The following is an 18,411-nucleotide window of genomic DNA, read 5'->3' on the forward strand; positions in this document are numbered from 1 at the left end:
AGACCGGCCCATGGCCTTTCACGAGGTGAGACTGCCCACGCGGCTGGCGTTCGGATCGACGGGCGGCGTCGAGCGGCGGACCGAGGTGACGACGCTGGCGTCCGGACATGAGCGGCGGTCGACGCCCTGGGCCCACGGGCGTCGGCGGTATCTGGTCGGGGCCAACCTGCGATCGCTGGCCGACATGGCGGCGCTCACCGCCTTCTTCGAGGCGCGTCGGGGGCGGCTGTACGGGTTCCGGTTCCGGGACTTTGCCGACTTCCAGTCGTGCGGTCCGGGCGGCACGCCGGAGGCCACGGACCAGGCGATCGGGACCGGGGACGGGGTGCAGCGGACCTTTGCCCTGACCAAGGCCTATGGCGATCTGCTGCGGCCGATCACCAAGCCGGTCGAGGGATCGGTCCGGGTCGCGGTCGGGGACGCGGTCCTGGCGGCCCCGGACCTTGCCGTCGACGTGACGACGGGAGTGGTGACGCTGGCCGTCGCGCCACGGGCCGGAGCGCCGGTCAGCTCAGGGTTCGTGTTCGATGTGCCGGTGCGGTTCGACAGCGACCGGATCGAGGTGACGCTGGAGACCTTTGGCGCGGGACGGATGGCGGCGGTGCCGCTGATCGAGCTCAGGGTCTGAGGGCGGGATATGAGACATGTTCCGGATGAACTGGCCGCCCGTATCGAGAGCGGGGCGGCGAGCCTGTGCCATGTCTGGCGAGTGCGCCGGGTGGACGGGACGGTGACGGGCTTCACGGACCACGACCGGGACCTGACGGTGGACGGTGTCGTCTGCCGGGCGGCGAGCGGGTGGAGTGCGGGTGCCGCCGACGGGAGCGTCGGGCTGGCGGCCGGGTCGTTTTCGGCAGTCGGGGCGCTGGACGATGCGGCCCTGACCGAGGCGGATATCGCGGGCGGTCTTTACGACGGGGCCTCGGTCGAGGTGTTCCGGGTGGACTGGCAGAGGCCGGACCTGAGGGTACGACTGTGGGTGGGGACCCTGGCGCGGATCCGGCACGAGACCGGGCGGTTCCTGGCCGATGTGGAAGGGCCGCTGGCGGCGCTGGAACGGGTCGTGGGGCGGACCTATGGCCGGGGCTGCAATGCGGTTCTGGGGGATCGGCGGTGCGGGGTCGATGCGGCGGCTGCGGCGGAGGCGGGCGGCTGTGACAAGCGATGGGCGACCTGCGTCGGGGTGTTCGGCAACGGGATCAATTTCCGGGGCTTTCCGGGGATTCCGGGGGACGACTTCCTGACGGCCTCGCCGGTCGTCGGTGGACGGCATGACGGGGGGAGGCGGTGATGGACAGGTTCAGGTCCGGGGGGCGGAACCAGCCCCTCCACCCCTTCGGGGTCCCCCTCCCCACGGAGTGGGGAGGAATGCCCCACCACCGCTGCGCGGTCCCCCTCCCCATCGCGGGCGATGGGGAGGAGAAGCCCCACCACCGCTGTGTTGCGTCGGCGGCGCGGGGGTGGCTGGGGACGCCGTATCGGCATCAGGCGAGCGTGAAGGGGCAGGGGGCGGATTGTCTGGGGCTGGTGCGCGGGGTGTGGCGCGAGCTGGTGGGCGAGGAGCCGGAGGCGGTGCCGCCCTATTCGCCGGACTGGGCCGAGGTCGGCGGGCGCGAGACGCTGCTGGAGGCGGCGGGGCGTTGGCTGGCGGCTGTGCCGGTGGAGGCGATGGCGGTCGGCGATGTGGTTCTGTTCCGGATGAGCGAGGGGTGCGCGGTGAAGCATTGCGCGATCCTGAGCGACCTGTCCGGGCCGGAGCCGAGGATGATCCACGCCTACTGGGGACGGGCGGTGGTCGAGAGCTGGATGGGGCCCTGGTGGATGCGGCGGCGGGCGGCCGTGTTCCGCTTTCCGAAGGAGCGGTGACATGGCGCAGGTGATCCTGAGCGCGATTGGCGGGCAGGTCGGGGGACCGGTCGGTCGGGCGATCGGCGGGCTTGTCGGGCAGAGCGTCGACAACGCGGTGATCGGGGCGCTGGGCCCGGCGCGGCAGCGGGGTCCGAGGCTGGAGACGCTGCGGGTGCAGTCTTCGGCGGACGGGGCACCGATGGCCTTTGCCCTCGGCCGGGCGCGGGTGACGGGGCAGCTGATCTGGGCGGCGCGGTTCCTGGAGCGGCGCAGGGAACAGGGCGGCGGCAAGGGCGGGCCGAGGACGGTCGACCACGCCTATTCGCTGAGCTTTGCCGTGGCGATCTGCGAGGGGCCGATCGACGGGATCGGGCGGGTCTGGGCCGACGGGCAGCCGCTGGACCTGCGCGGGGTGACGATGCGCGTCCATCGTGGAACCGAGGACCAGATGCCGGACCCGCTGATCGAGGCCGTGGAGGGCCAGGCCCCGGCCTTTCGCGGAACGGCCTGTGCGGTGTTCGAGGACATGGCGCTGGCCCCGTTCGGAAACCGGGTGCCGCAGCTGAGCTTCGAGGTGTTCCGGCGGCCGGGCGGGGACGGCTTGGAGGAGCGGCTGGAGGGGGTGTGTCTGATCCCCGGAGCGGGCGAGTTCGTGCTGGCGACGGAGACGGTGCTGCGCCGCGACGGCCTGACCCGGACAACGGCGGAGAATGTGCATCACCCCGAAGGACGACCGGACCTGATCGTGTCGCTGGACCAGCTTGAGGCGCAGGCCCCGAACCTGAAGCGGGTCAGTCTGGTCATCGGCTGGTTCGGGGATGACCTGCGGGCGGGTCACTGCCGGGTGCGGCCGGGGGTGGAGCGGCGGGACAAGGTGACCGAGCCGCAGACCTGGTCCGTGGCGGGGCTGGATCGCAGGGATGCGCACCGGATTTCGACGGTCGACGGACGCCCGGCCTATGGCGGGACACCGTCCGACGCGAGCGTGCGGCAGGCGGTAGCGGCGCTGAAGGCGCGGGGGTGGGCGGTGACCCTGTATCCGTTCGTCTTCATGGATGTGGCGGCGGGGAATGGTCTTCCTGATCCGTATGGCGGGGCGGAGCAGGCAGCCTATCCCTGGCGCGGACGGGTCAGGGGGGCCGACGGGGCGGGTGCAGCGTCAGAGATGGCGGCGCTGTTCGGGACGGCGGACGGATGGGGGCTGAGGCGGCTGGCGCTGCACTATGCGCGGCTGGCGGCCGAGACGGGCTGTGACGGCCTGCTGATCGGGTCGGAGATGCGGGGGGTGACCTGGACCCGCGATGCGCAGGGCGGGCATCCGGCGGTGGCGCAGTACCGGCAACTGGCGGCAGAGTGCCGGGCGATCGTGGGGCCGGATGTGGCCCTGTCCTATGCGGCGGACTGGTCGGAGTATTTCGGCTTCCAGCCGGGAGACGGGACGGTGACCTTCCACCTCGATCCGCTGTGGGCCGATCCGCAGATCGATCATGTCGGGATCGACTGGTACCCGCCTATGGGGGACTGGCGGGACGGGGAGGGCGGCGTGGATGCCGTGTTCCACGCCGGGCCGGACGCGCCGGCCTATCTGGCGAGCCAGATCGCGGGGGGCGAGGGGTTCGACTGGTACTATGCCAGCGACACCGACCGGGCAGCGCAGGTACGGACGCCGATCGTCGATACGGCGCATGGCGAACACTGGGTGTTCCGCCCCAAGGATCTGGTCGGCTGGTGGTCGCATGCGCATCACGACCGGCCCGGCGGGGTGCGGTCGTCGGTGCCGACGGCCTGGGTGCCGGGGATGAAGCCGATCCGGCTGACCGAGTTCGGCTGTGCGGCGGTGGACCGGGGCGGCAATGCCCCCAATCTGTTCGTCGACCCCAAGAGTTCGGAGAGTTTCCTGCCCCCGTTCTCCAGCGGGGCGCGCGACGATCGCATGCAGCGCAAGGCGTTGGAGGCCGTGCTGGGGCATTTCGCGGAGCCGGACCATAACCCCGTGTCAGCGGTCTATGGCGGGCGGATGCTGGCGGGTGCGGATGCCTGGTGCTGGGATGCGCGGCCGTTTCCGGCGTTTCCGGCTTTGGCCGATGTCTGGGCGGATGCCGGGGCCTGGGCGGCCGGGCACTGGCTGAACGGGCGGCTGGGGGGAGACGGGGACGGACTGCTGTCGGCCATTCTGCGGCGCGGGGGTCTGGGCGAGGACCAGTTCACGATCGGGGCGCAGGCGGGGGCGGTCCAGGGCTATGTGATCGACCGGCCGATGCGGACGCGGGATGCGCTGGAGCCCCTGCTGGCGGCCTTTGGCATGGTCGGGGCCGAGCGGGACGGCAAGGTGGCGCTGGTCGGGGTCGAGCCGGTGTCGATGGTGCTGGAAATGGAGGCGCTGGCCCTGCCGGACGAGGGGGCGGCGGTGACGGCGGAGCGGACGCTGGAAGCCCGGCCCGGGGCGGCGCGGGTGCGGTTCATCGACGAGGGGGCGGGCTATCAGACCGGGTCGGTGGTCCTGCGCTCCGGTGGTGAAGGCGGGGGTTTGGACGTCGATCTGCCCGCGGTCTGTGGGCCGGGTCTGGCGACGGCACTGGCGGAGCGGATGCTGGCAGGCGCGGATGCGGAGCGGCTGACGGTCGCGCTCGGCCCGCTGGAGGCGCTGCGGCTGGAGGCCGGGGACCGGGTCGCGGTCGAGGACCGCGACGGTGTCTGGCGGGTCGAGCGGGTGGATCTGGACGAGACCCCAAGAGCGGTGCTGGCGCCGGTGATCGATGTGGCGGTCGGGGATCTGGCGGTCGACTGGGCGTTGGGTGAGCCACCCCGGACGGTCGGGCGGCCGGTGTTCCATGTGCTGGACCTGCCGCCGCTGCCGGGGTTCGAGGACGACGACCGTCCGCTGGTGGCGGTGGCGGCCGAACCCTGGGTGCCGATGGCCGTATGGGCCGGTCCGGATGCGGAGACGCTGACGGAACGTGCCGTGGTGGAGCGACCGGCGACGCTGGGGGCGCTGGTCGAGTCGCTGGGGCCCGGGGTGGTCGATCGGTGGGACACGGTGAATTCGGTCGCGGTGCGGGTCGAGGGGCAGGCTTCGGCGAGCCTGACCGAACGCGCGGTCCTGGGGGGTGCCAATGCGCTGGCGGTCGAGACGGTCGCGGGCTGGGAGGTGGTGCAGTTCCAGAGCGCGACCCTGATCGGGGAGGGGATCTGGCGGCTGGACCGGTTGCTGCGGGGGCAGCAGGGCACGGATGCGCAGATGCGGGCGGGCAGTGGGGTCGGAGCCGCCGTGGTGTTCCTGGACGCAGCGGTCGAACGCGTCAGGCTGGCGCGGGGAGAGCGGGGGCTCGAGCGGGTATGGCGGGCCGGGCCCGCCGGCATGGCCCCCGGCGGGGCAGGCTTTTCAGAGCGGGTGGAGACGGTGCACGGGGTGCACGATCGCGGCTGGTCTCCTGTGCATCTGAGGGTGGCCGAAGAGGCAGAAGGCGTGCGCGTGTCGTGGATTCCCCGGGTCCGGATTCATGGCGATGGCTGGGACCGGGAGGCGGTACCGCTGGACGGGATGCGGTTCCGGGTGCGGGTTCTGGTCGGGGATGAGGTGCGAAGGGTCGCCGAGGTCGATGGGACGGCGTGGGTCTATCCGGCCGCGATGATGGCCGAGGATGGCCTGGAAGCGTCGGATGGACGCGTCCGGGTTGCCGTCGCGCCCTGGAGCAGCGGGTTCGGCTGGGGCAGCGAAGGCGAGGTGAGCCTTCAGGCCGATCGGGATCGCGGCGAAGAGACGCCCGCGTAGAGGACGGCGGATTATAGCGCCGCTCTGTCCGTCCCGGGACCAAGGCCGCTCAATGACCCTTTGCGTCGGGCGTGCGATGCCCTAACTGGAAGGCAGTACTGGCGGGGCCGGAGCGCGAGGCGCTGGCGAGCCCGAAACGAGCGGAGCGATCAAGGCGTGGCGAGCGATCCCTACAAGGAACTGGGCGTTTCCAGGGGTGCGAGCGCGGACGAGATCAAGAAGGCCTTCCGCAAACTGGCCAAGGAACTGCATCCCGACACCCATCCGGACCAGCCGGCGACGCTGGAGCGGTTCAAGCGGGTGACGGCGGCGTTCGACATCCTGGGCGATGCCGAGAAGCGCAAGAAATTCGATGCGGGCACGATCGACAGCCAGGGTCACGAGCAGCAGTACCGCCCCGGCGGCGGGGCGCGGCCGGGTGGCTTCGGGACCGGTGGTTTCTCCGGTGCGAGGTACGAGGGCGGGCCGGGCGGGCGCGCCGCGTTCGACGACATCGACCTGGAAGAGCTGTTCGGACGTTTCGGGGGCGGCGGCGCGCGCCCGAACGCCGGGGCCAAGTCGACCTTCTCGGCGCGGGGCCAGGATGTGCGGGCGACGCTGGACATCAGCCTGGAGGACGCGATCGGCGGGACAACCCGGCGGATCCAGTTCTCGGACGGGCGGACGCTGGATGTGACCATTCCCAAGGGCGCGGCGGACGGACAGGTGATACGGCTGCGCGGACAGGGTGCGCCGGGTCGCGGTGGCGAGGCCGGCGATGCGCTGATCGAGCTCAAGATCGCGGTCCACCCGGTGTTCAAGATCGAAGGCGCGGACCTGACGATGGACCTGCCGGTGTCGGTGCCGGATGCGGTGCTGGGCGGCAAGGTGCCGGTGCCGACGCCCGATGGCACCGTCTCCATGACCATCCCCAAGGGCTCGAACTCGGGGGCCGTGCTGCGGCTGAAGGGTCGGGGCGCCTTTGTCGGTGGCAAGCGCGGGGACCTGAGGGCAAAGCTGGTGGTGACCCTGCCCGAGACGCCCGACGAGGCCCTGACCAAGTTCGCCCAGGAATGGCGGGATCGACAGCCCTATCGTCCGTGGCGCTCGTGATGGTGAGCAAGCCGACCGTGAAGCCCGCGCGGCCGTGGTTCTCGGCAGGGCCGACGGCCAAGCGGCCGGGATGGTCGTCGCAGGGTCTGCCGCACGGACTGCTGGGGCGCGGCATCCGCGCGCCGGAGGTGGTTGAGCGGTTCGCCCATGGCCTGCGGCTGACCCGCGAGGTGCTGGAGGTGCCGGACGACTGGGTGCTGGTCTATGTGCCGGGGTCGGACACCGGCGCCGTCGAGGCCGTCATGTGGTCGATGCTGGGCGAGCGGCCGGTGCAGATCCTGGCATGGGAGAATTTCGGGCAGGAGTGGGCCCGTGATGCGCGCGACCATCTGAAGCTGGACCCCGAAATCATCAGTGCGCCCTGGGGCGAGCTGCCGGACCTGAGCCGGGTTGATCCGGCCAAGGATGTGGTCTTCCCGTGGAACGGAACGACGGCGGGCGTGCGGGTACCGGATGCGGACTTCATCGCCACCGACCGCAAGGGGCTGGCGATCTGTGATGCGACCTCGGCGGCCTTTGCCATGGCGATCGACTATGCGCGGCTGGATGTGGTGACGTTCAGCTTCCAGAAGGCGCTGGGCGGCGAGGCCGGGATCGGGGTGGCCGCCATGAGCCCGCGGGCCGTGGCGCGGCTGGATACCTATGAGCCGCCGCGGGCGGTGCCCAAGCTGCTGCGGCTGCGCAATGCCAACGGGTTCGATCGCGCCCTGGCCAAGGGGACGGCGATCAACACCTATTCGATCTGGACGATCGAGGACTGGATCGACGCCCTGGACTGGGCCAAGGCCATCGGAGGTCTGGACGAACTGATCGCGCGGACCGAGCGCAATGCCCAAGCCCTGTTCGACTGGGTGGAGCGGACGGACTGGATCGAGCCGCTGGCGGTCGATCCGGCGACCCGGTCGACGACGTCCGTCTGCCTCAAGATCGTCGATCCGCGCGTGACGGGTCTGGACGAGGCGGGGCGACAGGCCTTCGTCAAGCGGATGAAGTCGCTGCTGGAAGCCGAGGGCGCGGCCTTTGACGTGGAATCGCACCGGAATGCCCCGGCCGGGCTGAGGCTGTGGTGCGGGTGCACGGTCGAGACCGAGGACGTGGTGGCGGCGACACCGTGGCTGGACTGGGCGTTCCAGACGGCGGTCGCGCAGATCGCGCCTTAAATCGTCCGCATGGCGCGACACCGGTCGATTCCCCCGCTATAGCCTGCCCCCGCTTGTTTCGGCCTGTATGGCCCTGCGGAGAACTCGATTTTGGCAAACGTGGCGGTGGTCGGAGCCCAGTGGGGCGACGAGGGCAAGGGCAAGATCGTCGACTGGCTGTCGAACCGCGCCGACATGGTCGTGCGCTTCCAGGGCGGGCACAATGCGGGCCACACGCTGGTTGTCGACGGCAAGGTCTACAAGCTGGCGCTGCTGCCCAGCGGCGTGGTGCAGGGCAAGCCCTCGATCATCGGCAATGGCGTGGTGGTCGATCCCTGGCATCTGGTCGGGGAGATCGAGAAGATCGAGGCCCAGGGCATCGCCATCAGCCCGGACGTGCTGATGGTATCGGACAATGCCTGTCTGATCCTGCCGATCCATCCGGCGCTGGACGTGGCGCGCGAGGCGGCGGCGAGTGCGCCGGGGTCGCGGATCGGCACGACCGGCCGCGGCATCGGCCCCGCCTATGAGGACAAGGTCGGTCGCCGCGCGATCCGGGTCTGTGACCTGGCGAGCGAAGAGGACCTGAAGGTCAAGATTGATCGCCTGCGGGCGCATCACGATCCGCTGCGAGCGGGTCTCGGGCTTGAGCCCATCGACCCGGAGGCGCTGCTGGCGCAGCTGATGGATATCGCGCCGAAGATCCTGCCCTATGTCCAGCCGACCTGGCGGGTGCTGGATCAGGCGATCCGGGCCGGCAAGCGGGTGCTGTTCGAAGGGGCCCAGGGTGCCTTCCTGGATGTCGATCACGGCACCTATCCCTATGTGACCTCGTCGAACACGGTGGCGGGACAGGCGGCGGCGGGCTCGGGCATCGGCCCGCGCGGCGTCGGCTACGTCCTGGGGATCGTGAAGGCCTATACGACCCGGGTCGGCGAGGGGCCGTTTGCCTGCGAGCTGTTCGACGAGGTCGGCACCCACCTGTCGACGGTCGGCCGTGAGGTCGGGGTCAACACGGGCCGGTCGCGCCGCTGTGGCTGGTTCGATGCGGTGCTGGTGCGGCAGTCCGTGGCCATCAACGGGATCGACGGCATCGCCCTGACCAAGCTGGACGTGCTGGACGGACTGAAGGAGCTGAAGATCTGCGTCGGCTACCGGATCGACGGCGAGACGTTCGACTATCTGCCGTCGAGCCTTCGGGCGCAGGCGGCGGCCGAGCCGATCTACGAGACCATCGAGGGATGGTCGGAGAGCACGCAAGGGGCGCGTTCGTTCAAGGACCTGCCGGCCAATGCCGTCAAATATGTGCGGCGGGTCGAGGAACTGATCGGCGCACCGGTCGCCCTGCTCTCGACGAGCCCCGAGCGGGATGACACCATCCTGATGCGAGACCCGTTCCAGGGCTAGAGCGAGGGTTGTGGCGCTCAACGCGGTCTTAACGGATGTTCGTTAGGGTTAAGGTTCCAGCCGGAGCTTTTCGTGTTTGCAGCCGACGCCAAAGTCCTAGCCCGTATCGCACCGGTCATCCGGCGCGTGGTCATCGCTGATCCGAACATCGCGTCTGCGCGGCTGTTGCAGGACATCATGAAGAGCCTTGGCGCGCGTGAAGTCGTCACGGAGGCCGAGGAAGCGCGCGTGCTGGAGCTGGTTCGCGAAGTCGAGCCGGGCATCGTCTTCACCGAACGGACCGGTGCGCAGCTGGATGGCGAATCGCTGACCCGCAAGCTGCGCCGTTCGAACCTTGCAAGCCGCAAGGTGCCGGTGATCATGGTGACGGGCGAAGCGACCGCATCAACCATCAAGGGGGCTCGCGACTGCGGTGTGCACGAGTTCCTGCGCAAGCCGTTCACGTCGACAGACCTCCTGCGCCGGATCGAGAACGTCGCCTGCAAGCCGCGCGACTGGGTCGAGGCCATCGGCTACGTCGGTCCGGACCGGCGCCGGTTCAACTCGGGTGAATACAACGGTCCGCACAAGCGCAAGGCCGACAAGCCGGTCTCAGCGAGCGAGACGGCCCTGGCCGTCAAGGATCAGGCCCTGAGGATCCTGGCCTCCTGCCTGGTCCAGTTCGACAGGGATCCCAATCAGGCGGTCAGGGCTGTCAGGCAACAGGCTGAAACGCTGAAGGCGCTGGCCATCAAGACGGCCGATGCGCGACTGGCGATCGCGGCCTCGACGCTGGAAGCCAGTGTCGAGGGTGGCGCGGTCACCCGCGGGGCACTGCTTGACCCGATCAATGCCATCCTGGCCCTGGCAGAGCCTGCAAAAGAGGCCCGGCAAGCCTGACGGCGCACGCGCAGTGTTCGCAGGGCCGCCAGGTCAGCGCAGACGCCGGTGAACCTAGGCGTCGACGAGGTTCCGTTCCTCGGCCGCCGCCCGCATCGCCTTCTGCAGCTTCTCGAACGCGCGGACCTCGATCTGGCGAACCCGTTCGCGGCTGACGCCATACTGGCTGGCAAGCTCTTCCAGCGTGACGGGATCATCCTTGAGCCGGCGTTCGGTCAGGATGTGCTTCTCGCGGTCGGTGAGCTCGTGCATCGCCTCCTGGAGCAGGCTCATGCGGATGGTCTTTTCCTCGCTCTCGGCGAGGGCTGTCTCCTGAGACACGGCATTGTCGTCGGCCAGCCAGTCCTGCCACTCGCTCTCGCCATCCGACCGGATCGGCGCGTTCAGCGACGAGTCGCCCGACAGGCGCCGGTTCATGTTGGTGACTTCTTCTTCCGACACGCCCAGCTTGGTGGCGATCGCCGCGAGGTGTTCGGGATGCAGGTCACCTTCCTCGAAGGCCGAGATCTGGCTCTTGGCCTTGCGGAGGTTGAAGAACAGCTTCTTCTGCGCGGCGGTGGTGCCCATCTTCACGAGCGACCAGCTGCGCAGGATGTATTCCTGGATCGAGGCGCGAATCCACCACATGGCATAGGTGGCCAGGCGGAAGCCCTTGTCCGGGTCGAATTTCTTGACGGCCTGCATCAGGCCGACATTGCCTTCGCTGATGACCTCGCCGATCGGCAGGCCGTAGCCGCGATAGCCCATGGCGATCTTTGCGACGAGGCGCAGGTGGGATGTGACCAAACGGTGGGCGCTCTCGGCGTCCTGATGCTCGGACCAGCGCTTGGCGAGCATGAACTCCTCGTCCTTGGTCAGCATCGGAAATTTGCGGATTTCCGTAAGATAGCGCGACAGGCCCTGCTCAGGCGACATCACGGCAAGTGATTTCATGGCAGCCATATTTGGTCCCTCCGAACCCAGAAAAGAGCGGGCTCAGCGGAGACAGCCACCGAATGTGCACCGCCTCCTCACCCCTCAACCGAACAGGTAGCGACAGGTTGCCCGGATTTTTAGGGGCGGATCGTCACAGCCATCGAAAACTGTGACGCTTGAGCCACGTGTTCGGTTACCGCGTCAGTAGCAGATAGTCCGTTCTCTTTCAAGACTGACCCCTGTTCACAAGGTCGCGAGCAGGGTTTCCAGCAAGGTCATGTCGGCGGGCGGTGGCGTCTCGAACCGCAGGCGTTCGCCCGTTGTCGGGTGAACAAACCCGAGCACGGCCGCGTGCAGGGCCTGACGCGCGAGGCCGGCTTCCGTAATGGCGGCACGAACCGCGGCCGTCGGGCTGCCTGAGCCATAGACCGGGTCTCCAAGGATCGGTGAGCCCATCGAGGCCATGTGAACGCGGATCTGATGCGTGCGACCCGTATGCAGGGTGCAGGCGACCCGGCTGGCCATGGGCGATGCGGTCGCCCTGGCCGGGATGCCGTAGATCTGTTGCACCACATAGTCGGTGATGGCGTCGCGCCCGCCCGATTTCAGCACGGCCATCTTCTTGCGGTCGGACGACGAGCGACCGATGCGGGTCTCGATCCGTCCCTGTTTCGGCGACGGTGCACCGCGGGTCAGGGCCAGATAGGTGCGCTCGATGTCATGGGTGGCGAACAGGGCGGACAGGCCCGCATGGGCGCGGTCGGTCTTGGCCGCCACCATGACGCCTGACGTGTCCTTGTCCAGGCGATGGACGATGCCCGGGCGGGCGACACCGCCGATGCCCGACAGGGATCCTGCGCAATGGTGGAGGAGGGCGTTCACCAGCGTGCCGCTCTCATTGCCTGGAGCCGGGTGGGCGGCCATGCCGGCCGCCTTGTCGATGACGATCAGCTCGGCATCCTCATAAAGGACGGTCAGTGCGATGGCCTCCGGTCGCGGCTCGGCGGTCATGACTGGCGGAACTGTGATCTCGTAGACACCCTCGACGGCTTTTGCGGATCCGTCAGACAGGACGATGCCATCCCGGGCGACCGCCCCCTGATCGAAAAGAGCCTGGAGCCGGGCACGCGAGAAGGCCGTGGTGGCGCGCGCCAGAGCCTTGTCCAGTCGGTCTCCGACGGTATCGGAGCCGAGGGCGATAACGACGATTTCGTCGTCCGTTTCCGGATCAAGGATCGTAGAATCTGCCGTCAATCGTTCGCTCTGCGTTCATCGCGACGTCGCGGGGGCGACATAGCTTGGCCGTAACGGCGGTTCTGAAGGCCCTCATGGGGTCAGTGGAGCATAGCCATGATCATCGCGAATTCGAAATCCGGCCTGCTGGCGGCGACCAGCCTTTTCGTCCTGTCACTGGCCGCACCTGCGCTGGCCCAGCAGGCCGAGCCGGTCAATGCCGCCAATCTGGGCGAAATCATCGTGACGGCGCAGAAGCGCGAACAGGCCTCCACCGAGGTTCCGATCGCCCTGACGGCCTATTCCGGCGAGTTCCTCGACGAGATCGGCGTGCAGGAGTTCGAGGAGCTGTCGCTGTTCGTGCCGGGCTTCGAGGTGCAGAACCAGTCGCCCAACAACCCCGGCTTCGTCATCCGTGGGATCACGTCCGACTCGGGTGAAGCCACGACCGAGCCGCGCGTTTCGGTGTTCCAGGACGGGGTGTCGATCTCGCGTTCGCGGGGATCGTACATCGAGCTGTTCGACAACGAGCGGATCGAGATCGCCAAGGGTCCGCAGTCGACCCTGTACGGCCGCGGCGCCCTGATCGGGGCCGTCAACGTGGTCCAGAACAAGGCCCGGCTGGGCGAGTATGGCGGCGATGCCCGGTTCGAGTTCGGCAATGACGGCTACTATCTGCTCGGCGGGGCCGTGAACCTGCCGCTGGCCGAGGGTCTGGCGGTCCGCCTCGCGGGCCGGATCAAGCAGCGCGACGGCTATGTCGAGAACCTGCTGGGCGGCGAGGACTTCAACTCCACCGACACCCAGGCCTTCCGCGTGGCGCTGAGAGGCCAGCTCGGCCCGCGCCTGCTGGCCGATGTGATCGTCAACGTCCAGTTCGACAACCCGAGCGGCACCTCGTTCAAGTCGCTGACGTTCAACCCGACCAACCCTGACACCGGCGTCGTCATCGGTAACCTGGGCCGCAACTCCGGTGCCGCCCTGACGACCGCACGCGGGTTCGAGAACGACCAGCCCCTGGGTCTGGACCGCGAGGTCTACGGCGTGACGGGCCTGCTGGAATACGAGATCAACGACGCGCTCAGCCTGTCGTCGATCACGGCCTTCCGCCAGTTCGACGGCACCGAGGTGTTCGATCCCGACGGCTTCTCGCTGGACGCCCTGGTCTTCGCCGAAGATGCCCAGGGCGACATGGCCAGCCAGGAGCTGCGCCTGAATTTCGACAATGGTGGCCCGATCACGGCCTTCGCCGGCGTGAGCTATTTCTGGGAGAAGGGGTCGCAGCGCGTGCCCCTGCGGATCAACGAGCGGGTGTTCGCCCTGCTGAACACGCCCGGCGGCCTGCCACGCCCGAACGGTCTGTCGCAGACCATCATCAACGGTATCCCGACGCTGCGTCCGCTGAAGGTCGATCATCTCGAGACCTTCACCAACTTCGGTGAAACCGAAGCGATCGACGTCTTTGCCGACGCGACCTGGGCCGTCACCGACCGTCTGGAGCTGACCGCCGGCGTGCGCTTCACCAGCGAGGACAAGGAGTCCGGCTATGGGGCACAGCTGAACAACGGTGGATCGGTGCTGGGCGGCAGCACGCCGACCGTGGCTCGCGGGATCATCATCCAGCCGACGGCGCTTAACCGTCCGCAGTTCCAGTCGGTCAAGGACGATGGCGTCACCTACCGGGTCGTCGGTCGCTATGCGCTGGCGGACAATCTGAACGTCTATGCCTCCTATGCCACCGGCCGTCGCCCGGTCGTGCTTTCGGTGGCCGCGCCGACAGCGCCGGGCGGCAATGTCCGCTTCACGGAACTGCCGTCCGAAGAGGTCGAGAGCATCGAGGTCGGGGCCAAGGGCGAGTTCTTCAATCGCACCCTGACCCTGGAGGTCTCGGGCTATGACTATGGCTACGAGAATTTCCAGACCACGATCCGGAACGCCGCTGGCCAGTTCGTCAGCATCAACGCCGGTGAAGCCTCGTCCTATGGCTATGAGGCACAGGGATCCTGGCGGCCGAGCGACAATTTCAGCGCCTTCGCCACCTATGCCTACAACCACTCGCGCTTTGACATCGGGGCCTTCGAGGGCAACCGCTTCCGCCTGTCGCCCGACCACTCCTTCTCGGTCGGCACGCGGATCTCGGCCAATGTGCTGGGCGGCGAGATCGCAGCCATTCCGACCTACACCTGGCAGTCCAAGGTGTTCTTCGACAACAACAATGACCGCTCCGACCTGCAGGCCGCAGACCGGATCGTGGACGAGTTCCAGGACAGCTATGGGCTGCTGAACCTGCGCATCAGCTATGCGCCGGACAATGCCAACTGGAAGGTCGAGGCCTTCGGGTCGAACCTGCTGGAAGAGGAATACATCAAGGACGCGGGCAATACCGGCGACGCGTTCGGGATCGCGACCTTCATCGCCGGCGAGCCGCGCTACTACGGGCTGGGCTTCTCGGTTCAGTACTGAGGTCCAGGCCGCCGCCAACAGAAAGGCCGCCGGGGTTGCCCCCGGCGGCCTTTTGCCTGTCCGATCTTCGGTCTCAGGCGGCCTTGGCGGTCGCCGATCCGAAATGCGGGTTTAGTTCGCCCGAAGCATAGCGGACGGCCATCTGGGCCGTCGACAGCGGGCGGATCTTGGAGGCCTGGCCCTCGCAGCCGAACTGGACGAAGCGCTCCTGGCAGAGTTTGCGCATCGCCTCCTTGGCGGGCTTCAGATAGGCGCGCGGGTCGAACTCGCCGGGCTTCTCCATCAGGATCTTCCGGATCGCACCGGTCATGGCCATGCGGTTGTCGGTATCGATGTTGATCTTGCGCACGCCATGCTTGATGCCGCGCTGGATCTCCTCGACCGGCACGCCCCAGGTCTGGGGCATCTGGCCGCCGTACTGGTTGATGATGTCCTGCAGATCCTGCGGCACGCTGGAGGAGCCATGCATGACCAGGTGGGTGTCCGGCAGGCGGTGGTGGATGTCCTCGATCACGTTCATGGCCAGGACTTCACCGTCGGGCTGGCGGCTGAATTTGTAGGCTCCGTGCGAGGTGCCCATGGCGATGGCGAGGGCATCGACGCCGGTCTGTTTGACGAAGTCGACGGCCTGATCCGGATCGGTCAGCAGGGCCGAATGATCCAGCTTGCCCTCGAAGCCGTGGCCGTCCTCGGCCTCGCCCATGCCGGTCTCCAGCGAGCCCAGCACGCCCAGTTCACCCTCGACCGAGACGCCGCAGGAGTGGGCCATCTGAACGACGCGACGGGTGACCTCGACGTTGTATTCGTAGGAGGCTGGCGTCTTGGCGTCCTCCTCCAGAGAGCCGTCCATCATCACCGAGGTGAAGCCGTACTGGATGGCGGTGGCGCAGGTCGCAGGGCCGTTGCCATGATCCTGGTGCATGCAGACCGGGATGTGCGGATAGAGTTCGGCAAGGGCGTCGATCAGCTTGGCCAGGACGATGTCATTGGCATAGTTCCGGGCACCGCGGCTGGCCTGGATGATGACCGGGCTGTTGACCGCCTCGGCGGCCTCCATGATGGCCAGGCCCTGTTCCATATTATTGATGTTGTAGGCGGGCAGGCCGTAGCCTTCCTCGGCGGCGTGATCGAGCAGTTGGCGGAGTGTGATCCGGGCCATGCGTTGTATTCCTGAGCCAGTTTTATTTTGGCCGAGCTTTAGCCGTGTGCGCGTGCGAAGTCACGCAATGTAACAGCGCAAAAGCAATGGGCCCGGGCGCGCTCAGACGTTCAGGGCGACGACTCCCGGAAGCGGCTTGCCTTCCATCCACTCGAGGAAGGCCCCGCCGGCCGTCGAGACGAAGGTCATGTCGTCGGCGACTCCGGCATGGTTGAGCGCCGAGACGGTGTCGCCGCCGCCACCCACGGCCACGAGAACGCCGGCCTGCGCCAGCGCCGCCGCGTGGTGGGCCACGGCGACCGTGGCGGTGTCGAAGGGCGGGACCTCGAACACGCCGAGAGGGCCGTTCCAGATCAAGGTCTTCGACGCGGTCAGGGCCTCGACCAGGCGGGCGACAGTGGCGGGGCCGGCGTCGAGGATCTTGTCGTCGGCGGACAGGGGCTGGCCGGCCATGACAACGCGGCTGGCAGCACCGGGTTTGACCTCGGTGGCGACGACGAAGTCGACAGGGAGCAGGAGCTCGCAGCCTTTCGCCTTGGCCTCTCCGATGATTTCGAGCGCCGTGTCGGCCATGTCGCGCTCGGCCAGCGAGCCGCCGATGTCGATACCCTGGGCAAACAGGAAGGTGTTGGCCATGCCGCCGCCGATGGCGAGCCGGTCCAGCTGGCCGACCAGGTTCTTCAGCAGGTCCAGCTTGGTCGAGACCTTGGCCCCGCCGACGATGCCGATCACCGGCTTGCGCGGATTGCCGAGCGCGGCATCCAGGGCGTCGAGCTCGCGGCGCATCGATTCTCCGGCATAGGCCGGCAGGAGACGGGCCAGGCCCTCGGTCGAGGCGTGGGCGCGGTGCGCGGCGGAAAAGGCGTCGTTGACGTAGAGGTCGCCCAGATCGGCCAGTTGCCGGGCGAAGGCGGGGTCGTTGGCCTCCTCGCCGGCGTGGAAGCGGACGTTCTCGAGCAGGATGACACCGCCGGCGTCGATATCGCCGATCGCCGCCTTCGCCGCGTCGCCCACGCAGTCATCCGCGAACCGGACAGGGGCTCCCAGCAGGGTTTCCAGATCGTCCACGACCGGCTTCAGGCTCATGGAAGGCACGACCTTGCCCTTGGGCCTGTCGAAATGGGCCAGCAGGGCGACCCTGGCACCCGCGTCGCGGAGCGTCTGGATCGTCGGCAGGGCGACGCGCAGTCGGGTGTCGTCGGTGACCTTGCCGTCCTCCATGGGGACGTTGAAATCCACGCGGACGAGGGCGGTCTTGCCGACCAGTGAACCGGTGTCGTCGAGGGTGCGGAAGGTCATCAGTGGTTCCTGTCTCCTCCCTGTCGGCGCAGCCGATGGGGAGGTGGCGCGGCGCCTCTTCGCGCCGTGACGGAGGGGTTGTGTCCCCGGATCAGTGCGGCGGAAAGAGCCCCTCCACCGCTTCGCGGTCCCCCTCCCCATCGCCAAGCGGCGATGGGGAGGAGATCGGTTACATCAGCTTGCTCATCGCCAGGGCCGTGTCGGCCATGCGGGTCGCGAAGCCCCATTCGTTGTCGTACCAGGTCAGGACGCGGGCCAGTTTGCCGTCGACGACCTGGGTCTGGGGCAGGGCGGCCGTCGAGGAGGCGGCGATGTGGTTGAGGTCGGTGGAGACCAGCGGCTCGTCGGTCGTGGCCAGGACGCCCTTCATCGGACCGTCGGCGGCAGCCTGCAGCGCGGCATTGATTTCCTCGACCGTGACCTCGCGACCGGCGACGACCTTGAGGTCCACGACGGAGACGTTCGGTGTGGGCACGCGGATCGACGAGCCGTCCAGCTTGCCTTTCAGTTCCGGGAGCACGAGACCCAGGGCCTTGGCGGCGCCGGTCGAGGTCGGGATCATCGACAGGGCCGCCGCACGGCCGCGGTAGAGGTCCTTGTGCATCGTATCCAGCGTCGGCTGGTCACCGGTGTAGGAGTGGATGGTTGTCATGTAGCCGCGCTCGATGCCGAACAGGTCGTGCAGGACCTTCGCGACAGGGGCCAGGGCGTTGGTGGTGCACGAGCCGTTCGAGACGATGACGTCCTCGGCGGTCAGGCTGTCGTGGTTAACCTTGTAGACGATGGTCTTGTCCGCACCGTCGCAGGGGGCCGAGACCAGGACGCGTTTGGCACCCGCGGTCAGGTGGGCCGAGGCCTTTTCCTTGGTCGTGAAGATGCCGGTGCATTCAAAAGCGATGTCCACGTTCAGGTCCCGGTGGGGCAGGTTGGCCGGGTCGCGCTCGGCCGTGACCTTGATCTTGCCCAGACCCACGTCGATCCAGTCGTCGCCCGAGGTGATCGTGGCGGGGAAGCGGCCGTGGACGCTGTCGTACTTCAGCAGATGGGCATTGGTGGCCACCGGCCCCAGATCGTTGATCGCCACGACCTCGATGTCGCGACGGCCGTGTTCGACGATGGAACGCAGGACGAGGCGGCCGATGCGGCCAAAGCCATTGATGGCGACGCGGACGGTCATGGGGCAGGCTCCTGAAGGGGTTTGTTTT

The 18,411-nt window shown here is 68.2% G+C and carries 14 protein-coding genes; 9 read left to right on the forward strand and 5 right to left on the reverse strand.

Going from position 1 to position 18,411, the window contains the following annotated elements:
* Positions 1-10: 10 nt before the first annotated feature.
* The 8 genes from GGR13_RS12370 (at position 11) to GGR13_RS12405 (ending at position 10,137) form a co-directional block, all read left to right on the forward strand.
* Positions 11-628 (forward strand): DUF2460 domain-containing protein, encoded by a 618-nt coding sequence (locus GGR13_RS12370; RefSeq protein ID WP_183213854.1) that lies wholly within the window; start codon positions 11-13, stop codon positions 626-628.
* Between the two features lie 9 nt (positions 629-637).
* A complete protein-coding gene (locus GGR13_RS12375) occupies positions 638-1,291 on the forward strand; it encodes a baseplate hub domain-containing protein (protein WP_183213855.1) in 654 nt (217 codons plus the stop codon).
* A 110-nt stretch (positions 1,292-1,401) separates the two neighbouring features.
* The gene (locus GGR13_RS12380) at positions 1,402-1,866 is read left to right on the forward strand and encodes an NlpC/P60 family protein (RefSeq protein WP_343060411.1); all 465 of its coding nucleotides are present in this window, start codon (positions 1,402-1,404) and stop codon (positions 1,864-1,866) included.
* A gap of 1 nt (position 1,867) precedes the next feature.
* Positions 1,868-5,620: a baseplate multidomain protein megatron gene (locus tag GGR13_RS12385; RefSeq protein WP_183213857.1), complete on the forward strand. Its 3,753-nt coding sequence runs from the start codon at positions 1,868-1,870 to the stop codon at positions 5,618-5,620.
* Between the two features lie 156 nt (positions 5,621-5,776).
* Positions 5,777-6,712 carry a DnaJ C-terminal domain-containing protein gene (locus GGR13_RS12390; protein ID WP_183213858.1) on the forward strand — a complete coding sequence of 312 codons (936 nt, stop codon included), beginning with the start codon at positions 5,777-5,779 and terminating at the stop codon, positions 6,710-6,712.
* On the forward strand, positions 6,712-7,872 hold the full coding sequence (locus tag GGR13_RS12395) for a phosphoserine transaminase (RefSeq protein ID WP_183213859.1): 1,161 nt from the start codon (positions 6,712-6,714) through the stop codon (positions 7,870-7,872). Before GGR13_RS12390 ends, GGR13_RS12395 begins: the two co-directional genes overlap by 1 nt.
* A gap of 90 nt (positions 7,873-7,962) precedes the next feature.
* Positions 7,963-9,258 carry an adenylosuccinate synthase gene (locus GGR13_RS12400; RefSeq protein WP_183213860.1) on the forward strand — a complete coding sequence of 432 codons (1,296 nt, stop codon included), beginning with the start codon at positions 7,963-7,965 and terminating at the stop codon, positions 9,256-9,258.
* A gap of 72 nt (positions 9,259-9,330) precedes the next feature.
* Positions 9,331-10,137 (forward strand): response regulator, encoded by an 807-nt coding sequence (locus GGR13_RS12405; protein ID WP_183213861.1) that lies wholly within the window; start codon positions 9,331-9,333, stop codon positions 10,135-10,137.
* Between the two features lie 54 nt (positions 10,138-10,191).
* Here GGR13_RS12405 and rpoH read toward each other — a convergent pair whose 3' ends face one another.
* Together rpoH and GGR13_RS12415 are read right to left on the reverse strand one after the other, a co-directional pair.
* On the reverse strand, positions 10,192-11,079 hold the full coding sequence (rpoH, locus tag GGR13_RS12410; protein ID WP_183213862.1) for an RNA polymerase sigma factor RpoH: 888 nt from the start codon (positions 11,077-11,079) through the stop codon (positions 10,192-10,194).
* 216 nt (positions 11,080-11,295) lie between these two features.
* Complete coding sequence (locus GGR13_RS12415) at positions 11,296-12,306, reverse strand: RluA family pseudouridine synthase (protein WP_183213863.1); 1,011 nt, start codon at positions 12,304-12,306, stop codon at positions 11,296-11,298.
* Positions 12,307-12,402: 96 nt separating this feature from the next.
* On the opposite strand from GGR13_RS12415, the gene GGR13_RS12420 reads away from it, so the two are divergent.
* A complete protein-coding gene (locus GGR13_RS12420) occupies positions 12,403-14,748 on the forward strand; it encodes a TonB-dependent receptor (protein WP_183213864.1) in 2,346 nt (781 codons plus the stop codon).
* Positions 14,749-14,821: 73 nt separating this feature from the next.
* Here the strand turns inward: GGR13_RS12420 and fba are convergent, their stop codons facing one another.
* From fba to gap, 3 genes are all read right to left on the reverse strand, one after another.
* Entirely contained in the window at positions 14,822-15,907 is a 1,086-nt protein-coding gene (fba, locus tag GGR13_RS12425) for a class II fructose-bisphosphate aldolase (protein ID WP_183213865.1), read from the reverse strand.
* 102 nt (positions 15,908-16,009) lie between these two features.
* Positions 16,010-17,206 (reverse strand): phosphoglycerate kinase, encoded by a 1,197-nt coding sequence (locus GGR13_RS12430; protein WP_183213866.1) that lies wholly within the window; start codon positions 17,204-17,206, stop codon positions 16,010-16,012.
* 169 nt (positions 17,207-17,375) lie between these two features.
* Positions 17,376-18,383, reverse strand: coding sequence for a type I glyceraldehyde-3-phosphate dehydrogenase (gene gap / locus GGR13_RS12435; protein ID WP_183213867.1), 1,008 nt, complete (start codon positions 18,381-18,383; stop codon positions 17,376-17,378).
* Positions 18,384-18,411 lie beyond the last annotated feature (28 nt).

The organism is Brevundimonas variabilis (assembly GCF_014199945.1).
In the GTDB taxonomy this organism is placed as follows: Bacteria; Pseudomonadota; Alphaproteobacteria; order Caulobacterales; family Caulobacteraceae; genus Brevundimonas; species Brevundimonas variabilis.